This is a genomic window from Alloprevotella sp. (genome assembly GCF_057240785.1).
Genome location: NZ_DBHHRH010000033.1, coordinates 48,055 through 67,813 on the forward strand (window position 1 = coordinate 48,055; position 19,759 = coordinate 67,813).

The following is a 19,759-nucleotide window of genomic DNA, read 5'->3' on the forward strand; positions in this document are numbered from 1 at the left end:
CAAAGGGGCTTTCTCCCGCTATTTGTACCCTTTGTTCTGTGTCAATTTTCCGTTAAGGTCGAGCACGCTTTGAGGGATGGGGAAGACAGTGAGATAGGTATGAGTGTCGAACTCGCCAAAGCGAACGAGGTCGTTGCGGCGCCAACCTTCCCACATGAGTTCGAGAAGTCGCTCAGTGAGCAGATTTGTCAGCGTACACGAGCGGAGGGGCATTCCAGCGCGGGCGCGGACGGCATCAAAGGGGGCTGAGCCATCATCGCCATTGCGCACAAGGGCTTCGGCCTGCATGAGTAGCACATCTGCATAACGATAGAGCACAATGTCGTTATTCTGTAATCTCCCATCAGAATAAGCCTGGCGATCCACTTCATATTTCTTCATGCGCGCACCCGCTGTTTGTTCATAGGGCGATCCGGTGAGGCTCTGCAACACTTCGAGCGGTTTGTAAACGAGCGGCTCGCCATTGTCGAGCATCACCACCTTCCCATCCACACTGACCGTATCGGCAAAGAAATCCATCGCCCAACGCGTGTCGAGATTCTCCGTACCGTAGCCGAAAGCACGAACGGTGGAGAGAGTGGCCGATGTGCCGTTTTCGGCACCCATACCAAGGGCTGAACCGTGGACATAGTGGCGACTGCGGAAGAGATAATCGAACTGATTGGCATAGAGAAGCTTATCCATCGGAATGACAAAAATGTTTTCAGCTGAAGTTTCGTTCTGAACGGAGAAGTTCTTTGCAGGATCGGCTTCAAGGCTATAACCTGCCGCTGTGAGTTTTTTGCAATAAGCTATAGTAGCCTGCCAAGCATTCAGCTTCTGCCCATCAACTTGGAAGAACAAACTGCTCCCCGAAGGGCGGTGAGCATCCGTCCAATCATCGTCGGCATACACTTCTGCATTGAGATAGAGTTTGGCTAAAAGAAACCACACCACAGGTTTTGTCACTCGCCCGTAATATGCTCCCACATAGTTGCTCCGCCCCATAGAGAGATTGGGCAGAGCAGCATTGAGCTCGTTCAGGATAAAGGCGTAAGTTGCGCTGCGCTCTGTTTGCCCCGTTGTCTCAGGAGTTTCGGAATAGTTGGTCACGAGTGGCACACGCCCGAAGAGGTCCATGATGTAGAAATAGTACATTGCCCGAATGGCGCGCACCTCTGCCGTATAACTCTCATATTGCGCTGAAGTCAGCACATTGCGATTGCGGTCTATTTTATAAAGCGAACGATTGCAGAGCATCACCACCTTGTAGAGATAGTTCCAAGTGTTGCGCAGCGGCTTTTCCGAAGCTGTCCACTGATGAGTGTGCAGGCGTTGCCAGAAACCACCATCATACCAGTCGCCGCCACGAATGGGGAGCATTTGCTCATCCGTTGTTAGCGAATTGAAGTCGTAAACGCCGCGCGGCGTCCCCATCAATCCCTGACTATCTTGGTTTCCTCCGATATAGTTGTACAAATTGTTCACAAGATGAAGCTCCACACCTGCAGCTGTGGCGTAAGCTTCCTTTTCCGGCAGCTGCCCTTTGGGATCCTCACTGAGGCAGCCCGTCAGCAGCAGGCAAAGTGCTATGGTAAAGAGCGAATTCTTCATAATCAGAACTGTATTGAAAGTCCGAAACTATAGGTGCGATAAATGGGATAGGTGCGTTTGTCGTCAATGCCGATAGTGCTATTGACGGCATAGCTATTGATCATCGGCGTCAGTCCGCTGTAGCTCGTTATTGTGGCGAGATTGTTCACCGACATAGAGATGCGCAAACTGCTGATATAGCGCGACCATTTTTGCACGGGGATGTTCCACCCCACCGTCAGGTAGTCGAAATTGAGATAGTTTCCACTCTCCAACCAGTAGTCGGAAGCTATCTGGTCAGTAATGTTGGCGGCAGGTGCTTTCGCCATCACGTTGTAGTAAGGGAAGCTGGTCATGTTCATGTAGGTCAGCGCAGTGCCGTTGTATATCTTATGTCCGAACGCGCCATTCATTTGCAGTGCCACATCGAAGTTTTTGTAGCGGAAACTAATGTTCGAGCCGAGTGTCATCTTTGGTGTGGCTTGTCCGGCTATGTAGCGGTCGCCGCTGTCGGAAAGGTCTACTTTTCCATTGTTGTCTAAGTCAGCGATATCATAAGCATAACTACCATCGGCACGCTTCACAAGACCTTTGCAATGGGGCAGATAGAAAACACCCAAGGGCTGTCCAATAATTTGATAAACAATATTGTTGTCGCCACCGTGGAAGCCGGCACCGTTCAAGCCTCCGATGGGCGTCACCGTAGGGGCTGACAAATAGCGTCCTTGATAGTTTCCACTCAGCGATAGGAGTTTGTTTTTCTGGAACGACACGTTCACATTGATGTTCAGCTCCATATCCTTGCGCTGCAAGGGGGTGACGCCAAGCCCAAATTCAAAACCGCTATTGCTCATAGAGCCCAGATTCGCCAGCATTTGCGGATAAACGAAAGGCGGTACGGGCACATCGTACATATAGAGCATATCGCGCGTGCGAGAGTAGTAGTACTCCGCCGTCAGCACCACGCGGTTTTTCCAAAAGCCCATATCCGCTCCCACATTGAAGGAACTGCGCGTTTCCCACTTCAGATCGGGGTTGGCATTGGAGAGGATGCCAAACGTGGTGGCAGGTGTGCCTTTCCAAGAAATCACCCCAACGGGATTGAGCAGGAGGAGCGAATTATAGGAGCGTATGCCGCCCGTATTACCCGAAAGACCATAGCCGGAGCGCAGTTTGAACGTATTGAACCACGCTGTGCGCATTTGGGGAAGCGTACTGAGCACGTCCCACGTTGCCGACACGGAGGGGAAAAAGCCCCATTTGTTGCCCGCGCCAAAAATGGAAGAACCGTCGGCACGGATGTTGCCCGTCAGCGTGAACAAATCGCGGTATCCATATTCGGCTTGCGCCATAAAGGAAGTGGTATTTGTGTTTTCATAGCTACTGCCTGTGCCGCCATAGGGGCGCAGACTGCCAGCTGCCAGATTGTCGAAACCGAATTCGTTACTGGTGAAGCCTTTCACGGTGGTATAGAAATCGCGCTGTTCGAGTTTTTGCAATTCGGCAAAGAAGAGCGCACTCAGTGCATGACGGCCAAAGGTGTGACTCCAACGCACTTCCAGATTGCCCAACCAGTCTTCGCTCTTGAGTTCGGAGCGATAGGCCTGCCCTTGTGCCCACAACCAGGTGGGGAGATACTGCCCGTTGGAAGAGGAGTTGTAGGAATAAGAGCCAAAAGCCGAGAGGCTCACATCTTTCGACAGGCGCGCTGTCAGTCGGAGATGGGTGTTAAAATTCAGGAGCTTATCCTTATCTTGTTCATTAAGGAGCGCGCCTGGCGGTACGATTTGTGAGGCTTGCGAATTGCGGTCCCAACCGCCTGAAGCTTTAGCGGCATAGCCGAGGGTGGGATTCTGCGCGGCTGTGGAGTAGAAGAGTTTTTGTACGTCAAAGATATTGTCCTTCTGCATCGAGGTGCCGAAGAGTCCCATGTCGATTTGTAGCAACCCATCGAAGGCGCGCTGCATCAAATCGACCTTTGCGGCAAAATTGTTGCTGCCGTGAAGGCGAATGATAGAATTATGGTCCATGCGCGCCAAGGAGGCGCGATAGTTGGAGTTCTCACTGCCCCCGCTGAACGCTAAATGATGATTTTGGATAAAACCTGTGCGCGTGATGGCGCGCTGAAAGTCGGTGTTGAATCCACCGTCTGGAATTGTCAGTCCGAGGCGTGCCACTTCACTCCTATACTGCGCGGCGGTGAGCATCGGAAGGGTTTTATAGACGGATTCCAGTCCCAAATTGGTATCGTAGGAGATATGGAAATGATTGCCCGCGCCTTTCTTCGTCGTCACCTGTATGACGCCCGAAGCTCCGCGCGAACCGTAGGGAGCGGTCTCTGCTGCGTTTTTCAAGATGGCGAAACTCTCAATGTCGGCGGGGAAGATACTATTGAGCGCGGAGAGGTCACTATATACCCCATCGATTATCACCAAGGGGTCGTTACCGCCCGTTAGAGAAGTAGTACCGCGCACACGCACCGAGGAGAGCATCGCCATGCGGTCAGCACCGCTCGAGGTGATATTCACACCTGCCGCCTGCCCACTGAGTGCCTCCAGCGGAGTGCCCACTAAGCCTTTGTTCATGCGGTCGCGGGTGATGACATCTGCCGAACCTTTCTGACCGAACAATATACTATCTGTGTACAACTGCGGAATGGTGGTTTGTGCCACGGCGGACACTCCCAACATTTCCGACACCAGTAACAAAAACGACAGTTTCGTTTTCATGTGCGTCTGTTTTTAGAGGGGTTATATATATCCTGAAGAGACCGACAGTTTTTCTCGCTCATATCCATTCTTTTGCGAAAATACAACTTTTCTCAAAATGACACACAGAAACGTTAATCAATGTATAAATAATGTGCATAAATATCTCCGTCCCACTACCACAGCAACCAGCATCGACAACGCCTCTGGCGGAGGCGCACCATGCGTAACCGCGGGTGAATCCTTCGGGCATCACCTGCTGGGAATAGGGGGTGAGCGCAACGCAATAAGGGCGCTGGCTGACACAATAAGGGCGTCGGCTGACACAATAAGGGCGCTGGCTGACAGCCTTATTGTATTTTCAAACGCAATAAGGATATTTACAACGACATCAGAGTTTCCACGAAATTCAGCCAATCTGCTTTAGAACAAACCACTTCTTTCTTCGGCTATTTATATCGTTTTTTTACACCTTTTCTTTCTTTTCCGAAATTTTATTTGCACTTTTGGCACACAGTTAGTTTAGTAGGATTAATTTCATGACAGTTATTAAACAAATAAACTTAAACGATGCACGACACTACTCATCGTATGAGGTACCAGGAACAGATGGGAATCTTTTTTTTATAGACAAATTCCACGATATAGACTTCAAAGAAAAAACGTTACAACTGGGCTTCATGTTCTTCGTGTTTTGTAAGCAAGGAACTGTAAATTTAACCATCAACGATACTGCTTATCATGTGCAACCGGGCGACCTCATTGTAGGCCTCAACGAACTCACCATCACAGAAACAAAGCCGAGCGAGGACTTTCTGGGGCGTATTGTCGTTGTTTCGCAGAATTATTGCCGCGAGAGCTTCGTGGGAATTCAGAACCTTTGGCCCAATCTTCTCTATCTCTACAACCACCCCGTTATCCGCCTCACTCCCAAAGAGCAATCGCGCGTTGCCGACATCCTCACGCTCTTCCTCGAGCGCATGAGCGACACGAGCTACGCCTTTCACACCGAAGCCACACTGGCTCTCTTGCGCCTCTTCTATTTCGACGTTTGCAACATGCTACAGGTGCGCGTGGGCAAACCCGATGAGGCCTCCATGCGTAGCTATGACATATTCAACAAGTTCCTCCGCCTGGTGCAAGAAAACTGCCGCCGAGAACGCAGCGTGCAATGGTATAGTGAGCAACTCTGCCTCTCCGCAAAATATTTCTCCGAGGTGGTGAAATCCGTGAGCGGTCGCACCGCGGGGCAATGGATCACCAACATGGTGGTGCTCGAAATAAAAGGCTTGCTCCTCGACCCCGAACTATCCGTGAAGGAAGTGGCACAAAAACTAAACTTCCCCAACCAGAGCTTCATGGGGAAATACTTCAAAAACGCCACCGGCATTTCTCCTTCGGAATACCGAAATTCATAAAAACGAGACTCAAGGCTCATACATACATTCATACATTATAGGATGCCCATAGGAAATGGCGGGATATTAAAGAAAAAGCAAATGGAAGAAGTGAACAAAACTATATTGATGGGTGATACGCAAAAAGATTGCGTAGCCTCGTTGTAGTTTTGCACCTCGAAAAGCGGAAACTTTCTTTACTTGGATGATTTCTCGCTAAGAATGAATAACTTTGCGCACGCAAAAAAGCAGATTCTATCTGATAAAAGAAAATGAACTCTAATCTGAACATCCACATTAGCTCACTGCTCCATGCCCATCGACGCTTGGAGGATAGTTGCCAAACTTCACGGTTTCGCAACTCATCTTATCGTGTGCTTATGGGATTGTTTCGACGATGAAACGTTTTCTTTCTCTGACAGATAAAAAGATGTGTTTTCACTGAAAAATAATTTGCAAGAGATAAAGGATAGTCGGGAAGCCCAGAAAGCTTTCCGACTTTTTTGTGCCTTGCAGCGCAGCTTCCTTTATCACTGACATGGCACCTTAAAAACAAGATTTTCAAAAAACAATAATGAACAAAAAAGATTCCTATCATAGCCATGCCAGTCAACAAGAACGCGTTAATACGGTACAAAACCATAGACAAATGCTTAAGAAACAGATACAGAAGATGGACAATAGAGGATTTGGTTGATGCCTGCTCTGATGCTCTCTACGAGATGGAAGGCATCGACAAGGGCGTTTCGATGAGAACGGTGCAAGGAGATATTCAGATCATGAGATCGGACAAACTTGGATACAACGCTCCTATCGAGGTGTATGAGAATAAGTTCTATAGATACGCCGACCCTGAATACTCTATCAATGAGAACCCTCTGAATGCAGAGGACTACGACCTCATGGAAAAGGCGGTATGCCTCATCGGTGAGATTCCCGAAAGCGAAACCGCGAAAGAACTGAAAAGTGTTCTCTCAAAACTAAAAGGAAAGTTACTATTCCTGCTATAAAAACTTCCTGATAATCACAAAAGGCTTCCGAAACCATCTAATAGATCGTACTCGAAAGCCTTTTCTTTGTGTGGTACTCCAGACAGGACTCGAACCTGTGACCTCCTCGTTCGTAGCGAGATGCTCTGATCCAACTGAGCTACTGGAGCATAAAAAAGAAGGGAGTAAGATGGGACTCGAACCCATATCATTCAGACCCACAATCTGACACTCTAACCACTTGAGCTACCTACTCCATGTGTTGTGACGAGGATGGGACTCGAACCCATAACCTGATGCTTCGTAGGCAACTGCTCTAATCCAATTGAGCTACCTCGCCATTTCTTAAGGGGGGAAGCTTGCGGCTCCATCCGCATGAGCTATGGGCTGCTTTTAGCCGTTCGCTCGTTCTTCCTTTTGTTTGACGATGCAAAGTTAGAAAGGGGTTATGCAGCCTTTTTGCGTAACAAAAAAAGATTTCATTTTTTGTAGAAATTTCATAGTTAAAGGGAGCAACTTGGGCGGGCAGAAGTGGATGCTGTGCGACACCGCCGGTATCGGAGGGGGGGACGGCGTCACCACTCCACGGGTTCACCCTTCGGGCATCACCCACGGTTAAGCATGGTGTGTCCCCGCTGGGGACAGTGGGTGAGCACGTGGAGTATACTCCGTGGCCTCTCTTCCGTGCATCATGAGATGTCTATGTACTTATCTGTAGACACACTCAGCCATGCCCTCACTACCGCAGCCGCCTGCACCGACAACGCCTCCGGAGGAGGCGCACCATGCGTAACCGCGGGTGATACCCGAGCAATAAGCGAGGGGGAACCCGTGGGAAAGTGGACAGAGGACACTCCGACGCCGGCGGCGTCGCACTGAAAGCGTGGAGGGAGCGGCTTATACTCACGCGAGGGCGGAAATAGGACCTCTCTCCCCTACCAGAAAAATAAGCGTGTGAGCTGACGCAATAAGGATATTTATGAGCGCAACACCATGCGCCCTCTCCCGATAATATTTGAAAAAACTCCAGATTTACCAGTATCTAAAAAGGCTCTGTATATTTCCTTTTTCTAATCTTTGATATTTAGGTAGACTGATCTTCCATCTGTTTAAGGTCTTTTTTTCGCGTTCAGCCAGTTTCTTATCAGCGCCGTTATAGGGTTTATATTTATCAATCTCCATAAAATGCCCTGGCAGGTAACGCCCGTCGGCAAGCAGAATACCTTGCAGAGCAAAAGGCTCAATTCGGCGTATTTGCTTCTGAAGAGCCTTAAAGATTCGCAGCTCCTCTTTAGTATAGTTGTCGTCCAGCTGATGGAGAACAAAATGCCCTGTTTTGTCTATTTCTGCAAAAAAAGTACGGTGAAACTCGTCTACTTTTACATCTTTCATATATATGGAAAGTTCGTGCGCCAGCAGAATATAGGCCGTGGCCATATAGTATGGATTGTCCCAGTCGCCTCTTGCCTCGTCACCCCCCTTAACATAGCTTATAGCGCGAGAAACATACGGCGATGTTAGGACGTTTTGATCAAAAACAATGTCTCGACAACATCCGTCCTTGATAGCTAAAAACGCCGTCCTGCGACAAGCTGTGAAACCCACATAGGGGAAAGTGTGTCCAGCAATCAAGTGGAACCCATCTGGGATACGGAAAGGAAGAACTTTAACGGTTTCATCGCCATCAGTCGTCAATTCTTCACTACCATACCGACGAACGGCCTCGCTCCAAGCCACAGAATCTTTTTTTCCTGTCGTTGCATTACATAAACCTGTGATGCGCATAACTCTCCAACTGCCATCTTTCAGGTTCAACGATATCCATTGAGGAACTACATTGTGTTGTTTGAAAAAGAGTGAATCTGAACAAATCGGAGAAACAAACCAATTTATTTCGCCTAATAGTTCGTGAGGTATAACAGTTGTTTTACCTCCACTTTCTATGAAGTTCTTGTAAGTGGTTTTGATTTCGGCCAAGGACACTATTGAGCGTGCGAAGGTCACTTTCGTACTGTCGTTCCACAGCTGCACATTCTGGGCAAGCAACATACTACAAGAGAGGGACAACAAAAGCAATAGATTCATGATTCGTTTCATACGGGAGATTGTGTTTATTTCCTTTGAGTGCAAAGATATATAAAGGATTCAAATCATCCCATTTTCTGCTCTCGATCTGAAAAGTTTTTTTATTTTTGCAGCATGTAGTTATCTTTTGGGAATTAATGTTTTCCAACTTTACGTTAGAACAATGAAGCTCTTTCTTTATAAACGATTGAAGTTCTTTTACATAACTTTGATCTAAACTATAGTGAGAATAAAAAAGTCAAACCATTATACCGATAAATACAAAAGTGAAACAGAATTACATTCTAAAAATGTGGTTGCTTGCTGCCTCCTGTGCAGTGGCCTCTTTAGCATGGGCAGAGCCCGTAGGGAAAGATGTAGCACGAAAAATCGCGGCAAAGTATATTGCAAATCCCGAAATGCAGCAAACAACAGCTCTCACACGAGCTCCGCAAACTGATACGCCTCCGGCCTATTATCTTTTCACGAACACCAGCAACAACCAGTTTGTCATTATTTCGGGCGAAAGCCAATTGAATGAATTGGTGGGGTACGGGACGCTGAGTGCTGACAATGCCAAGAATCCCATTCCCGAAGAATTCAAAACGATGCTCCAACGCTACGAACGAGTGGTGTCGGCAGTGCGCACAAAAACGTCACAAGTTCCCGCGGCAAAGTTTCCCCAAAAACGAGAAGTGTTGCCCTTGCTCACTTGCCATTGGGAGCAGAATTATCCTTTTAATCAGTACACCCCCAAGCAGGATGGCGTGAACACGCCAACGGGATGCGTGGCTACTGCCACTGCCCAACTTCTATATTTTCACAAGTGGCCAAAGTCGCGCCCCGAATCATACATAAAATCGGAAGGTTCCGAGGCGCAGAAGAGTGCCGACTATCTGTGGGAAGATATGCGAGACAGAGCAAAAGATATGAACACGAGAGGGGGAGATGCTGTAGGCGTGCTGATGAGAGATGTGGGCAAAGCTGTTCATATGTCTTACTTCCGTCTGGGAAGCAGCTCCAATCTGCATCGTGCGATGGAGGCTTTACGCAATGATTTTGGATATTCTGTACGCCATGTGTATAAGGATTATATGCTGGCAAGTACTTTTCAAGAAATTCTGCTCAATGAACTTGCCGATGGTTACCCCGTTTTAGTTTGCGGAGGTTCACATGTTTTTGTATTCGATGGATACGACAGACGTGGATTTGTACATGTCAACTGGGGCTGGGGAGGAGAATTTGACGGATACTTTGATATCAATACTATCTACCTTAATGTCAGTGGATTTGGATTGAGAGATGGTAAGTTCTATGAAGAAATAGAAGTTGTTTTTGCGCATCCCAAAGACGGACAGCATAAAGAGTTTGCCACAACGCGAGAGATAGAGACCAGAAGTGCCCATGCCTTTACGATTGCCGAAAAGGATGTGGAACGCGGCACGGTGCTGAATGCCAAGATAGAAAAGATTGGTAGCAACAACCCTATCAATGGTAGTTTGGGCCGCTTCACGGGAAAGGTGGCACTGGGGCTTTACGATGATAAGGGAATACGAGTGAAACTTTTCAACTCCATTCAAACAGGACTAATGCTCAGTAGTATCTTTACAACGACAAGTATAGAATTTAACAATCTCGATTTTGCTGAGCTTCCCAATGGTACTTACACACTTAAGCCTCTCTCCAATGAGCTGATAGAACAGCCCTCCACTTATTCGGGTTGGCAGCCAATTGCGTATGCAAACACGCAAACGGTGGAGCTGACGAGCAACAGAATCATAGTGAAAGATATTCCGGCTCGCGTTCCGCTTGCGTTAGAGCGCAAACCCGAAGTGCTGGCTCCGCTCTATCAAGGTAGCGGCGACCAAGGCATGATAGGTATAGTAGTCCGCAATGATGGCTGGGAAGAAGTGCGCGGAAGCCTCTTTGTAGAGTTTGAGGGAAAAGATAACGGCATTAAATTTACTGCTCCTAATCAGGAATTTGTGTGTGCTCGACGCCTTGAAACAACCGCGATGCATGCTCCCATCTTAACATCTTACGCCACAAATGGAGTTAGCAATGCTCTGCTTGCTGGCCGTTACATTGTCAGCTTCTTCATCTCTGTTGACAAGGGCGACAAAACTTTTGAGAAAATTCCTATCACAACGGATACGCCGATAGAGATAGAAGTGCTACCCAACACTGCTCCCTACAAACTCAGCATCAAAGGGATTGATTTCCTTACTAACGGAAAAGTAAGCGACCAGCAAGTGTTCGATCCGAAAGAAACACAAACATTGGGACTGATGGCACTTGCAGAATTGCGCGGCAGTAAGGGATATTCCGGTGCACTGCGCTATCGTGCGATGGATATTGATGATGGGACTTTCACCGAACTCGGTTCAAAATCTTATGTCTCTTTCCAACCCTTCGCCTACATCACTCCTAAGAGTACGCTGGTTGAATTCCCTCTCAATCGTCTGAAATCTGGACACACTTACGAGGTTCATGTAGAGATTGATAAAGATGGACAGTGGACAGATGTATGGAATAACGTAACTCCTCGTGTGCAGTTTGCCGTGGAATCTTCTTTGAGTACAGATATTTCTTCCGTAAAGACAACCTCCAAAAGTCCAGAAGTGTATAACCTCCAAGGTTTTCGCATTACGACTCCTACTGACCAATTGCCCAAGGGCATCTATATTATCAATGGGAAGAAAGTGAAGAAATAAAAGCAGTAGCCATTCCACTTCCGAAAACAAAACTCAGTACGAAATGACAAAAAAATTCTATATACAACTACTTGCGCTCATCGCAATCCTCTGCTACCCTATCAACCTCAGAGCCGACGACTATAGCTTGGCACCTTCTACAGGACGAAAGGTGTATGTACCCATCCATGCACAGAGCGCGAAAGGGCAGCTCTCTATAACCAATTACGGCAAAGCTACGGTTCAAGATTTCACTTACACGCTCTCTTTCGAGGGAAGACTCCTGCTGGAGAAAAAACACATCATGGAAGAGCCGCTGCCGCGCATGGGAGTAGCTACCGTTGAAATAGATGTGCCGCCTTATGACCAGCTCTCGGAAACTGAATTGCAGATAGAGATTACGAAAGTAAACGGCGAGCCCAACAGAGCCACCATCCCCTACGCCAATCTTCCCAGAGTCACCGTTACACAAGTGCCCCACCGAAGAGTGGTAGTGGAAGAATACACGGGAATGTGGTGCCAATACTGTCCACGCGGCATTGCCCTCATGGAGAATCTGGAAAATACATACCCCGACGACTTCATAGGCATCGCCATTCATGTGTCCGACCCTCTAAAATGTGCTGACTATGCTTGGAACGCAGCAAAAGTTCAGAGCTACCCCACGCTCCAAATGAACAGAAGTCGCACACTGACATACTACACCGGCACGAGTGAATTTGACGAGGAAAAGGCGATGGGAGCCGATATGGACATTGACGTTTCCGCACAATGGGACAAGCAGAAAGAAAACATAACAGTAATGCCAAGTGTCACCTTTCGCGTCTCCCCAAAAGAGTCTGCATACGCCGTGGCCTATGTGCTGACGGAAAACGGAATGACAAAACCCTCGTGGAAGCAAAACAACATCTTCGCGGGCGACGCCAGCCTCCGTGGTATTTCAGCAGAACTGGATAAGTTTATCAATGCTCCATTTGCGGTAAAAGGTCTCCCCAACAACTTCACAGCAATTGCAGCAAAAGGCGTTTACACTCCTACCGAAGAAGACTATATCAAGACTCCCATAGAAGTGGACAAGAGACAAAGTTTCGAGCACGTGTTCAACATCTCTAACAACAACCTACTGCAAGACAAATCGAAGCTAAAAGTGTGCGTGCTGCTCATTAATCTGAACACAAAGAAAATTGAGAACGCCGCTAAATGCAGCATAACCGATGCTATCTCCACAGGCATTATCTCTACAACAGAAGAACAGAAACGCACTGTTGAAATAGCTCGCTACACGCTCGATGGTCGTCGTATCCAAGCTCCGCAAAAGGGCCTCAACCTCGTGAAATATAGCGATGGTCGTGTGCGCAAAAAAATCGTGACACGCTAAGACTTCCCGAGAAAGACAAAAAGATATATTCTCTAACACATTCCTTATAAATAGTGTCCCTAAAAGCTTATATACTTTTAGGGACATTTCTTTTTATCTAAAAATCTCGATTCTCTATACAATAAAAAAGCAGCATACGTTCACTCTCCTGAGAGGCTAAAACACCAAGCATGATTGGCTACCAATTGTTTTGAAATGAATAACTTGCCCTTGCGCATAGGGCATTCAGTCAGGTTTGACGATGCAAAATTAGAGAGCTTTTGATGTTACTCCAAGAGGCAAGGATATGGCGGGAAGTATAGGGAAAAGCAAGGATGTCAGCGACTATCAAAAACGCTCAATATACATTCTAAAAGTAGACTATTTCGGGCAAATACACATTGTTTCTCAATCATCATTGATTGTTTAAGAGATTACTTTTATGTCTTTTCACAGGAAAAATTATTCCCAGTAGCGTGAAAGTTCCATTTTCCCTCGTTTTATTCATTATAAGTTCATAGCTTTGTAATCAATATCAAGAAAAACAATCATCTAATGAGACAGAAGAAAGAGCATAGCAACCTTATCAAGGAGCATTTGAAGAAGCGAGGCATCACCCAAACGTGGCTCGCCAAAGAGTTGGGCATGAGCTTCAGTATTACCAACGCATACGTTTGCAATCGTAAGCAGCCTAATCTTACCACCATCTTTAAAGTGGCGGACTTGCTCAATGTTTCATCGAAAGAATTAGTAGAATAAAACGACTATATGGGAAATAATATCAAACAATATGCTATTGGCGAAATCCTTGACGGTAGATACTTTTATATTCCTGCCTATCAAAGAGGTTATAGATGGACAGAAAAACAAGTCGGGGATTTACTCAGAGATTTGCTCTGCTTTGCTAATGATAGTAAAAGTGATGAAGATTTTTATTGTCTACAACCAATTATTGCATGTCCTATAACAGAAGAAAAGAAATTGAAAGAACTCTTCAAAAGTGTTTACGACAAAAATTTATTAGAAAAAGGCGTATGGGAAATCATTGATGGACAGCAAAGACTCACTACCATATTTCTACTTTATAAGTATCTTATTGCCAAAAAGGGATGGAATGCAGAAACTCTGAAAGAAGAGGAAGATGGTAAAGAACTATATCATATTTTCTATGCGACACGTGAAGACTCTGCAACTTTCTTGGAAAGTTTGAATCTTGACATAGTAAAAGGTGGAGATGATTTTAAAAGTAACATCGACTTTTATCATATGGCATCAGCATTCAAACTCATTGATAGCTGGATCAAGAATGAAGGCAAAGAGATAAATCAGCGATATAAACTTGGTGGTAGTTTGGAAACAGTCAGAAGTTCATTCTTTACATTACTCAATGGTATGAGAGATACAAAGAGTGGTTCTGTCCAGGTTTTGTGGTATGAATTGTCTGAAAACAAATCACAAAGTAGCATAAAAGAGTTTCAAAAAATCAATACAGGCAAAATTAGATTAACTGATGCAGAATTGATTAAAGGACTTTTCTTGCTTAATAGAAATTTTGAACAAAGTTCCAAATACATTAGGCAATCTACCCTTGCCATAGAATGGGAATTTATTGAAAATACTCTTCATGCAAATAATTTTTGGTATTTTCTCCAGAAGAAAGGAACAGATATGCCAAACCGCATTGACTTACTTTTCTCACTGATATACAAAATTCACAAGATAAAAGACTCTGAAGAAGAACGTTTTTCTGATATTTTGAAAGAAGCCGATAATGATATCCTTGATACAAGAAAGAGTGTGATTTTCAGATATTACTGTGATATGTTTGAAGGTAAGCAAGGTGAAGAATTGCAAATTGCTGTAGCAGAGGCATGGAAAGAAGTAATGACATTATTTAGGACACTTGACGATTGGTTTTACACTCCTGCTACTTACAATTATATTGGGCTATTAAGTCAATGTGGTGAAGATATAACAAGACTCATTTTTTATTATGATCATATGCCTGAAAATGCAACCCAAGAGGATTTTATCGATTATCTCAAAGACCGAATCAAGTTCTATTTAAGAAGTATAAAAAGAGACAAAGAAGGCAAAATCGTTACATCATATAAAGACAGAGAAAACATTTATCGCATTCTTTTGACATTGAATATACATCTCTTAAATGTTCAAAACTCGAAACTTAAATCAGAATCAGATATATATAAATTCCCGTTTGATGTACTCAACGCACAAGATTGGGACATTGAACACATAGATTCATTCCACACTAATGCTCTAAAGAAAGATGAACTCAAAAGGGAATGGATAGAAACTGCAAGGAGTGATAGAAAAGACTTTTTATCTGTACAAGAACAACAAGAGATTGACCAAAAACTGGAAAATAAAGAATATGATACAGTCATTGATCTTCTTAAGAAAAATGCTGGTGAAACAGAGATGGATGAAGAAATCAAGAACAGTATCGGAAACCTGACACTATTGGATGCAGAAACAAACCGCTCGTATGGTAATAGTTTGTTCTGCACAAAACGCCGTATCATTATTGATAGAATAAAGCAAGGAGTATTTATCCCCGCTGCCACTCAATATATTTTCTCAAAATTTTACGATGACAAAGGTACAAATCGGTCCATTTGGGCAAAGGAAGATATGGAGTCGTATCATAAATACATTATATGTATGTTAAACGAATATTTACCTGAATACAATCAATAAAGGCATGGACTATAGATTTTCATTTACAGATCTTTTCACAAGGGAAGTTGACTTTGACAAAGATAATCAGGTTAAAGTTTCAAGTATTGTAATACCTCAGATTCAACGACCATACGCACAAGGACGTACTGACGGAGTATGTACATACATCAGAAATATGTTTCTTGATGAAATCTTTGAAAACCTCACCAGTGGCAATGATGACATTTTCGACCTTAATTTTATATATGGCATTATAAAACCAAATAATAATGAATATAGAATGGAACTGTTGGATGGTCAACAAAGACTGACCACACTTTTCTTATTATATTGGTATATTACAAATGCAGAATTAGATATTAACCAGCCTGAAAGTAAATTTATCAGGGATTGTCTTTCAAAATTCCTTTATGAAACAAGAACAACATCTACAGTCTTCTGTCAAGAATTATCATCATACAAGGTAGAATTAGGGAATAAGACTCCCAAAGAGGTTATTCGTAATTCTAAATGGTATTTCAAATCATTTGATCGTGATAGCACAATCAGTGCAATGCTTACGATGCTCAATGCTATACATGATAGATATACACAGCAGAAACAAAGAAGTCTTTTCGCAAAACTTCAGAAGCTCCAATTCTACGTGAAGTCACTCGGGGTATTCAACCTATCTGAGGAATTATACATAAAAATGAATGCAAGAGGTTTGCAGCTAAGTCCGTTTGAAAACTTTAAAGCCGATTTGACAAATTTCATCTCACAAAAAGAATATGGTCATTTTCAAGAAATGATGCCACTATACAAAGATGGTACTGCTGATGAAGTATCGTTCCACTTCAACTTTTCTGTCAAATTAGATGCGAAGTGGGTTGACATATTCTGGAAGAATGGTGCGGAAGATTTTGATAATGCCTACATGAGCTTTTTCTCACGGTTCTTCACTTGTAAATATATTATTGCAAGCAAGAATGATGTTAGCGACAGGGATATGCGAACCGATAAAACCATTAGGATTCTCTACACTAATGCAGAAGAACAAATAGGCGGCAATGAGTATTGGGGGTTCAAACCATTTAAAACATTATTAGATGAACACCCTGAATATGTTGAAACCTTAGACAAAGTGCTGGATGTGTTGTATTCTAACGAAAGAATAATCTATAAAAATATGCTTCCTATATGGGATAAAAATAATGAATTGGCAGGCGACGACTTCTATTGCAATACATCATCCAAGATAAGTCATATAAAACTCATTGCTTTATCGGCTGTGATTGAATATATAGAAGCAATGGATAGTTTTGACATATCTACATTTGAATGTTGGATGAGAGTTGTATGGAATGTAATTGAAAATACAAATATTGATGGTCTAACCCCCGTTTCATCCTTGATTCGTAAACTCTCTATGGTCATTCACTTTGTAGCAACAAAAATGGGAACTGAAAAATCCTTCTACAAAGCATTAAGCCAATGGGGGATAGAAAATTCTACAGAAAAAGAAAATCGCGCTTTATTAGAAGAGGTTGAAAAAGCAAAACGTATTTCGGAAGATCCACTTTGGGAAGATATATGGAAAGATGTTGAAAAACACCCTTTCTTTAAGGGAATGGTAACATTCTTCTATGATCCTGCTATGTCTAAACAAGATTATGCACATAATGCAAAATTTGTGAAGAGTATGTTTGATGAGAAAGGAATCACAAAAGAATATAGAGACAAACATATCCTTATTCGAGCAATAGTAAGCCAATTTAATACATGGAATGAAGTTAATCAATTATATGTAACGGAAAGAGCGGAAAATAACAAATTCTTAAAGAATATTCTTGCATCTAATGAAAAAGTTAGAGCTATGTTTACACACATTGCAAACAATAATTCTATATTAGACGTAAAAGCGAACCTTCAGCATTATATTGATGATGCCAAGGAACCTCAAGCATGGGAGGATGCAGATACAAATGGTATCCTTGCTTTTGAAACTGCAACAAAACGTTTGCGGAAAGACATTAAAATGTATGATTGGATCTCCAAAGTAGAACGTGAACGAAATGGATGTTTCCGGGTATATTGGTTTGAGGGGCATATTATGTTTGCCATTCCAAGAAAATGGTATGCCAAAATCGCTCTTGATACAGAAAGAGCAAAGATGGCAAATGACCTTTGCGAGAGTTATGGCTTTGAATTCTGGGATGAGGAGCAGAAGGCAATGTATGACAAATACAAAGATTGCTTTGGAAACTATGTCTGGATAAAACAGGACAGAGCTAATTGCACATTGTGGATACGCTTTGATTTAAATCATGAGCTAAAGATTCAAATAGAGTGTAAAACAAAGAAGTATGCAAAGGAGTTGTATGAAATATTTGACAGTACAAGTTATATAGACGAAGGGGAAAAATGTATTCAATTTGAAAACTTGACTCATTACACAAAATGTAAGACATACAACAAACTCTGTAAAGTTATAGAATCTATATATGAAGCCATACCAGAAGCTTAAAGGAAGGTTGCAATATGATGAAGAATAACAACAATCTCATCATTTACCAAGACGACAATGGCTTGATAAAGGTTAATGTGCGCTTTGCTGACGAAGATGTATGGCTCACGCAAGGGCAATTGGCAGAGATTTATGATACAACACAACAGAATATCGCCCTACATATCAAGAATGTCTATGCCGACAAAGAATTGGCAGACGAGGCAACTCACAAGAAATACTTATTAGTTCGACAGGAAGGCAATCGCAATGTCCAGCGCAATATCGACCACTACAATCTTGATATGATCATTGCGCTGGGCTATCGAGTGCAATCGCAAGTAGCAACACGCTTTCGCCGTTGGGTTACCGAGCGACTGCATGAATATATACAGAAGGGATTTGCGATGGATGATGATCGGCTGAAACAAGGAGGCAACCGCTATTTTCGTGAATTGCTACAACGCATTCGAGATATTCGGGCATCAGAGCGCAACTTTTATCAGCAGGTAACAGACATCTACGCCACGTCTGTGGATTATGACCCGCGCACTGACCTCACCCGCACATTCTTCGCTACTGTGCAGAATAAACTCCACTATGCTGTACACGAACACACGGCTGCAGAAATTATCTACGACCGTGTGGACAGTGATAAACCCTTTGTGGGCATGACCAATTTCAAGGGAGACTATATCACCAAAGACGATGTAAAAATAGCCAAGAACTATCTCACTGAAAAAGAACTGCAACGGCTCAACCTACTTGTGTCGCAATTTTTAGACTTTGCCGAGTTCCAAGCCCTTGAAGAACGTCCCATGCATATGGCAGATGGATTTCAGCTCTTGACAACCAAATCATAGCTCTGCAACGCAAACTGTTGGAAGGAAAAGGATGTGTATCGCATCAAGAAGCAATAGAAAAAGCCGAGCGAGAATTCAATATATACCGCCAAAGAGAAATGGCACAACTTGAAAGCGATTTCGACAAAATGGTGAAACGCTTGCCAAAGCGTGGTCACAATTCATCAAACAAAGAATAATAAATCTACCTACACCCAATACAAACTTATTCGTGTGTAGAGCTTTCTTTGTAACGGAATTTTTGGGGTGTAAAAAGGGGTGTAAATCACACAACTCGTTGATTTACACCCATGTTTGCGGAAAGAGAGGGATAAAAACTATAATACAAAATCATTTAACATCATTATCAAATAATATCAAAACATCTTGAAAATCAACCCCTTGTTGATATGTTTTGAAAATATATTGTTTTCTTGATAATGATAGTTCCAATAATCCGCATCAAAAAGTGGGTCAAGCGGTGGGTCAAGAATAAGGAGTTCAAAAATTCCTTCACTAATATAACTCGCCCAATCATTAAAAAAATATTTTTACAAAACCATTTTTCAGCCAAAAAGTGGGTCAAAAGATAGGTGAAAGAAGATGGATTTGATTAACTTTGAAATAAAAGTTATCAGATATGATCATCAAGCGAACGATTAAATTCTCTATCCAAAACCAGCGTAATGCTGGAAGCAGACTTCGTATGCGTGTTTCGTACAATGGTTGCAGGGTGGATTTTCAGACAGGAATCGTTTTGAACAAGGAGTATTGGGACGATGTGCAACAGCGTGTATTACCCTTAAACTCTAATGTTGCCATGGCTACTGACCGAAATGATCAACTTTTGCAGATGTTGACAGATATGATAGCAGTATTTCGAGAATACGAACTAGGTAATGTCTGAAAAAGTGTGTAAGATTCTCCTTGTCCTTTCCCCCATGCTTGG

The 19,759-nt window shown here is 43.6% G+C and carries 10 protein-coding genes, 3 tRNA genes and 2 pseudogenes; 9 read left to right on the plus strand and 6 right to left on the minus strand.

Translation table 11 applies throughout. From position 1 onward, the window contains the following. Window positions 1-18 precede the first annotated feature (18 nt). Both ACO4R2_RS07885 and ACO4R2_RS07890 read right to left on the minus strand, forming a co-directional pair. On the minus strand, window positions 19-1,593 hold the full coding sequence (locus ACO4R2_RS07885) for a RagB/SusD family nutrient uptake outer membrane protein (RefSeq protein ID WP_484769819.1): 1,575 nt from the start codon (window positions 1,591-1,593) through the stop codon (window positions 19-21). A gap of 2 nt (window positions 1,594-1,595) precedes the next feature. Then, entirely contained in the window at window positions 1,596-4,301 is a 2,706-nt protein-coding gene (locus ACO4R2_RS07890; protein WP_484769820.1) for a SusC/RagA family TonB-linked outer membrane protein, read from the minus strand. Window positions 4,302-4,819: 518 nt separating this feature from the next. Between ACO4R2_RS07890 and ACO4R2_RS07895 the strand changes: the two genes are divergently transcribed. After that, window positions 4,820-5,698, plus strand: coding sequence for a helix-turn-helix domain-containing protein (locus ACO4R2_RS07895; protein WP_484769821.1), 879 nt, complete (start codon window positions 4,820-4,822; stop codon window positions 5,696-5,698). Window positions 5,699-6,279: 581 nt separating this feature from the next. After that, a pseudogene (locus ACO4R2_RS07900) lies at window positions 6,280-6,571 on the plus strand (hypothetical protein); the annotation flags it as partial. A gap of 187 nt (window positions 6,572-6,758) precedes the next feature. Here ACO4R2_RS07900 and ACO4R2_RS07905 read toward each other — a convergent pair. The 4 genes from ACO4R2_RS07905 to ACO4R2_RS07920 all read right to left on the minus strand — a co-directional run bounded on the left by ACO4R2_RS07905 (window position 6,759) and on the right by ACO4R2_RS07920 (window position 8,763). Next, a tRNA-Arg gene (locus ACO4R2_RS07905) sits at window positions 6,759-6,836 on the minus strand. A gap of 11 nt (window positions 6,837-6,847) precedes the next feature. Next, window positions 6,848-6,923, minus strand: a tRNA-His gene (locus ACO4R2_RS07910). An 8-nt stretch (window positions 6,924-6,931) separates the two neighbouring features. Then, window positions 6,932-7,006: transfer RNA gene (locus ACO4R2_RS07915), tRNA-Arg, on the minus strand. A gap of 692 nt (window positions 7,007-7,698) precedes the next feature. Next, window positions 7,699-8,763, minus strand: a complete 1,065-nt coding sequence (locus ACO4R2_RS07920) for a hypothetical protein (RefSeq protein ID WP_484769822.1) — start codon at window positions 8,761-8,763, stop codon at window positions 7,699-7,701. 254 nt (window positions 8,764-9,017) lie between these two features. Between ACO4R2_RS07920 and ACO4R2_RS07925 the strand changes: the two genes are divergently transcribed. The 7 genes and pseudogenes from ACO4R2_RS07925 (at window position 9,018) to ACO4R2_RS07955 (ending at window position 19,717) form a co-directional block, all read left to right on the plus strand. Then, on the plus strand, window positions 9,018-11,444 hold the full coding sequence (locus ACO4R2_RS07925) for a C10 family peptidase (protein WP_484769823.1): 2,427 nt from the start codon (window positions 9,018-9,020) through the stop codon (window positions 11,442-11,444). 43 nt (window positions 11,445-11,487) lie between these two features. Next, window positions 11,488-12,801 (plus strand): thioredoxin family protein, encoded by a 1,314-nt coding sequence (locus ACO4R2_RS07930; protein ID WP_484769824.1) that lies wholly within the window; start codon window positions 11,488-11,490, stop codon window positions 12,799-12,801. 534 nt (window positions 12,802-13,335) lie between these two features. Beyond that, window positions 13,336-13,539 carry a helix-turn-helix domain-containing protein gene (locus ACO4R2_RS07935; protein ID WP_311490336.1) on the plus strand — a complete coding sequence of 68 codons (204 nt, stop codon included), beginning with the start codon at window positions 13,336-13,338 and terminating at the stop codon, window positions 13,537-13,539. A gap of 9 nt (window positions 13,540-13,548) precedes the next feature. Further along, on the plus strand, window positions 13,549-15,501 hold the full coding sequence (locus tag ACO4R2_RS07940; protein ID WP_484769825.1) for a DUF262 domain-containing protein: 1,953 nt from the start codon (window positions 13,549-13,551) through the stop codon (window positions 15,499-15,501). Between the two features lie 4 nt (window positions 15,502-15,505). Further along, window positions 15,506-17,989 (plus strand): GmrSD restriction endonuclease domain-containing protein, encoded by a 2,484-nt coding sequence (locus tag ACO4R2_RS07945; protein WP_484769826.1) that lies wholly within the window; start codon window positions 15,506-15,508, stop codon window positions 17,987-17,989. A gap of 14 nt (window positions 17,990-18,003) precedes the next feature. Then, window positions 18,004-19,010, plus strand: a pseudogene (locus ACO4R2_RS07950) (virulence RhuM family protein). 440 nt (window positions 19,011-19,450) lie between these two features. Continuing rightward, window positions 19,451-19,717: an Arm DNA-binding domain-containing protein gene (locus ACO4R2_RS07955; RefSeq protein ID WP_484769827.1), complete on the plus strand. Its 267-nt coding sequence runs from the start codon at window positions 19,451-19,453 to the stop codon at window positions 19,715-19,717. The last annotated feature ends 42 nt before the right edge of the window (window positions 19,718-19,759 follow it).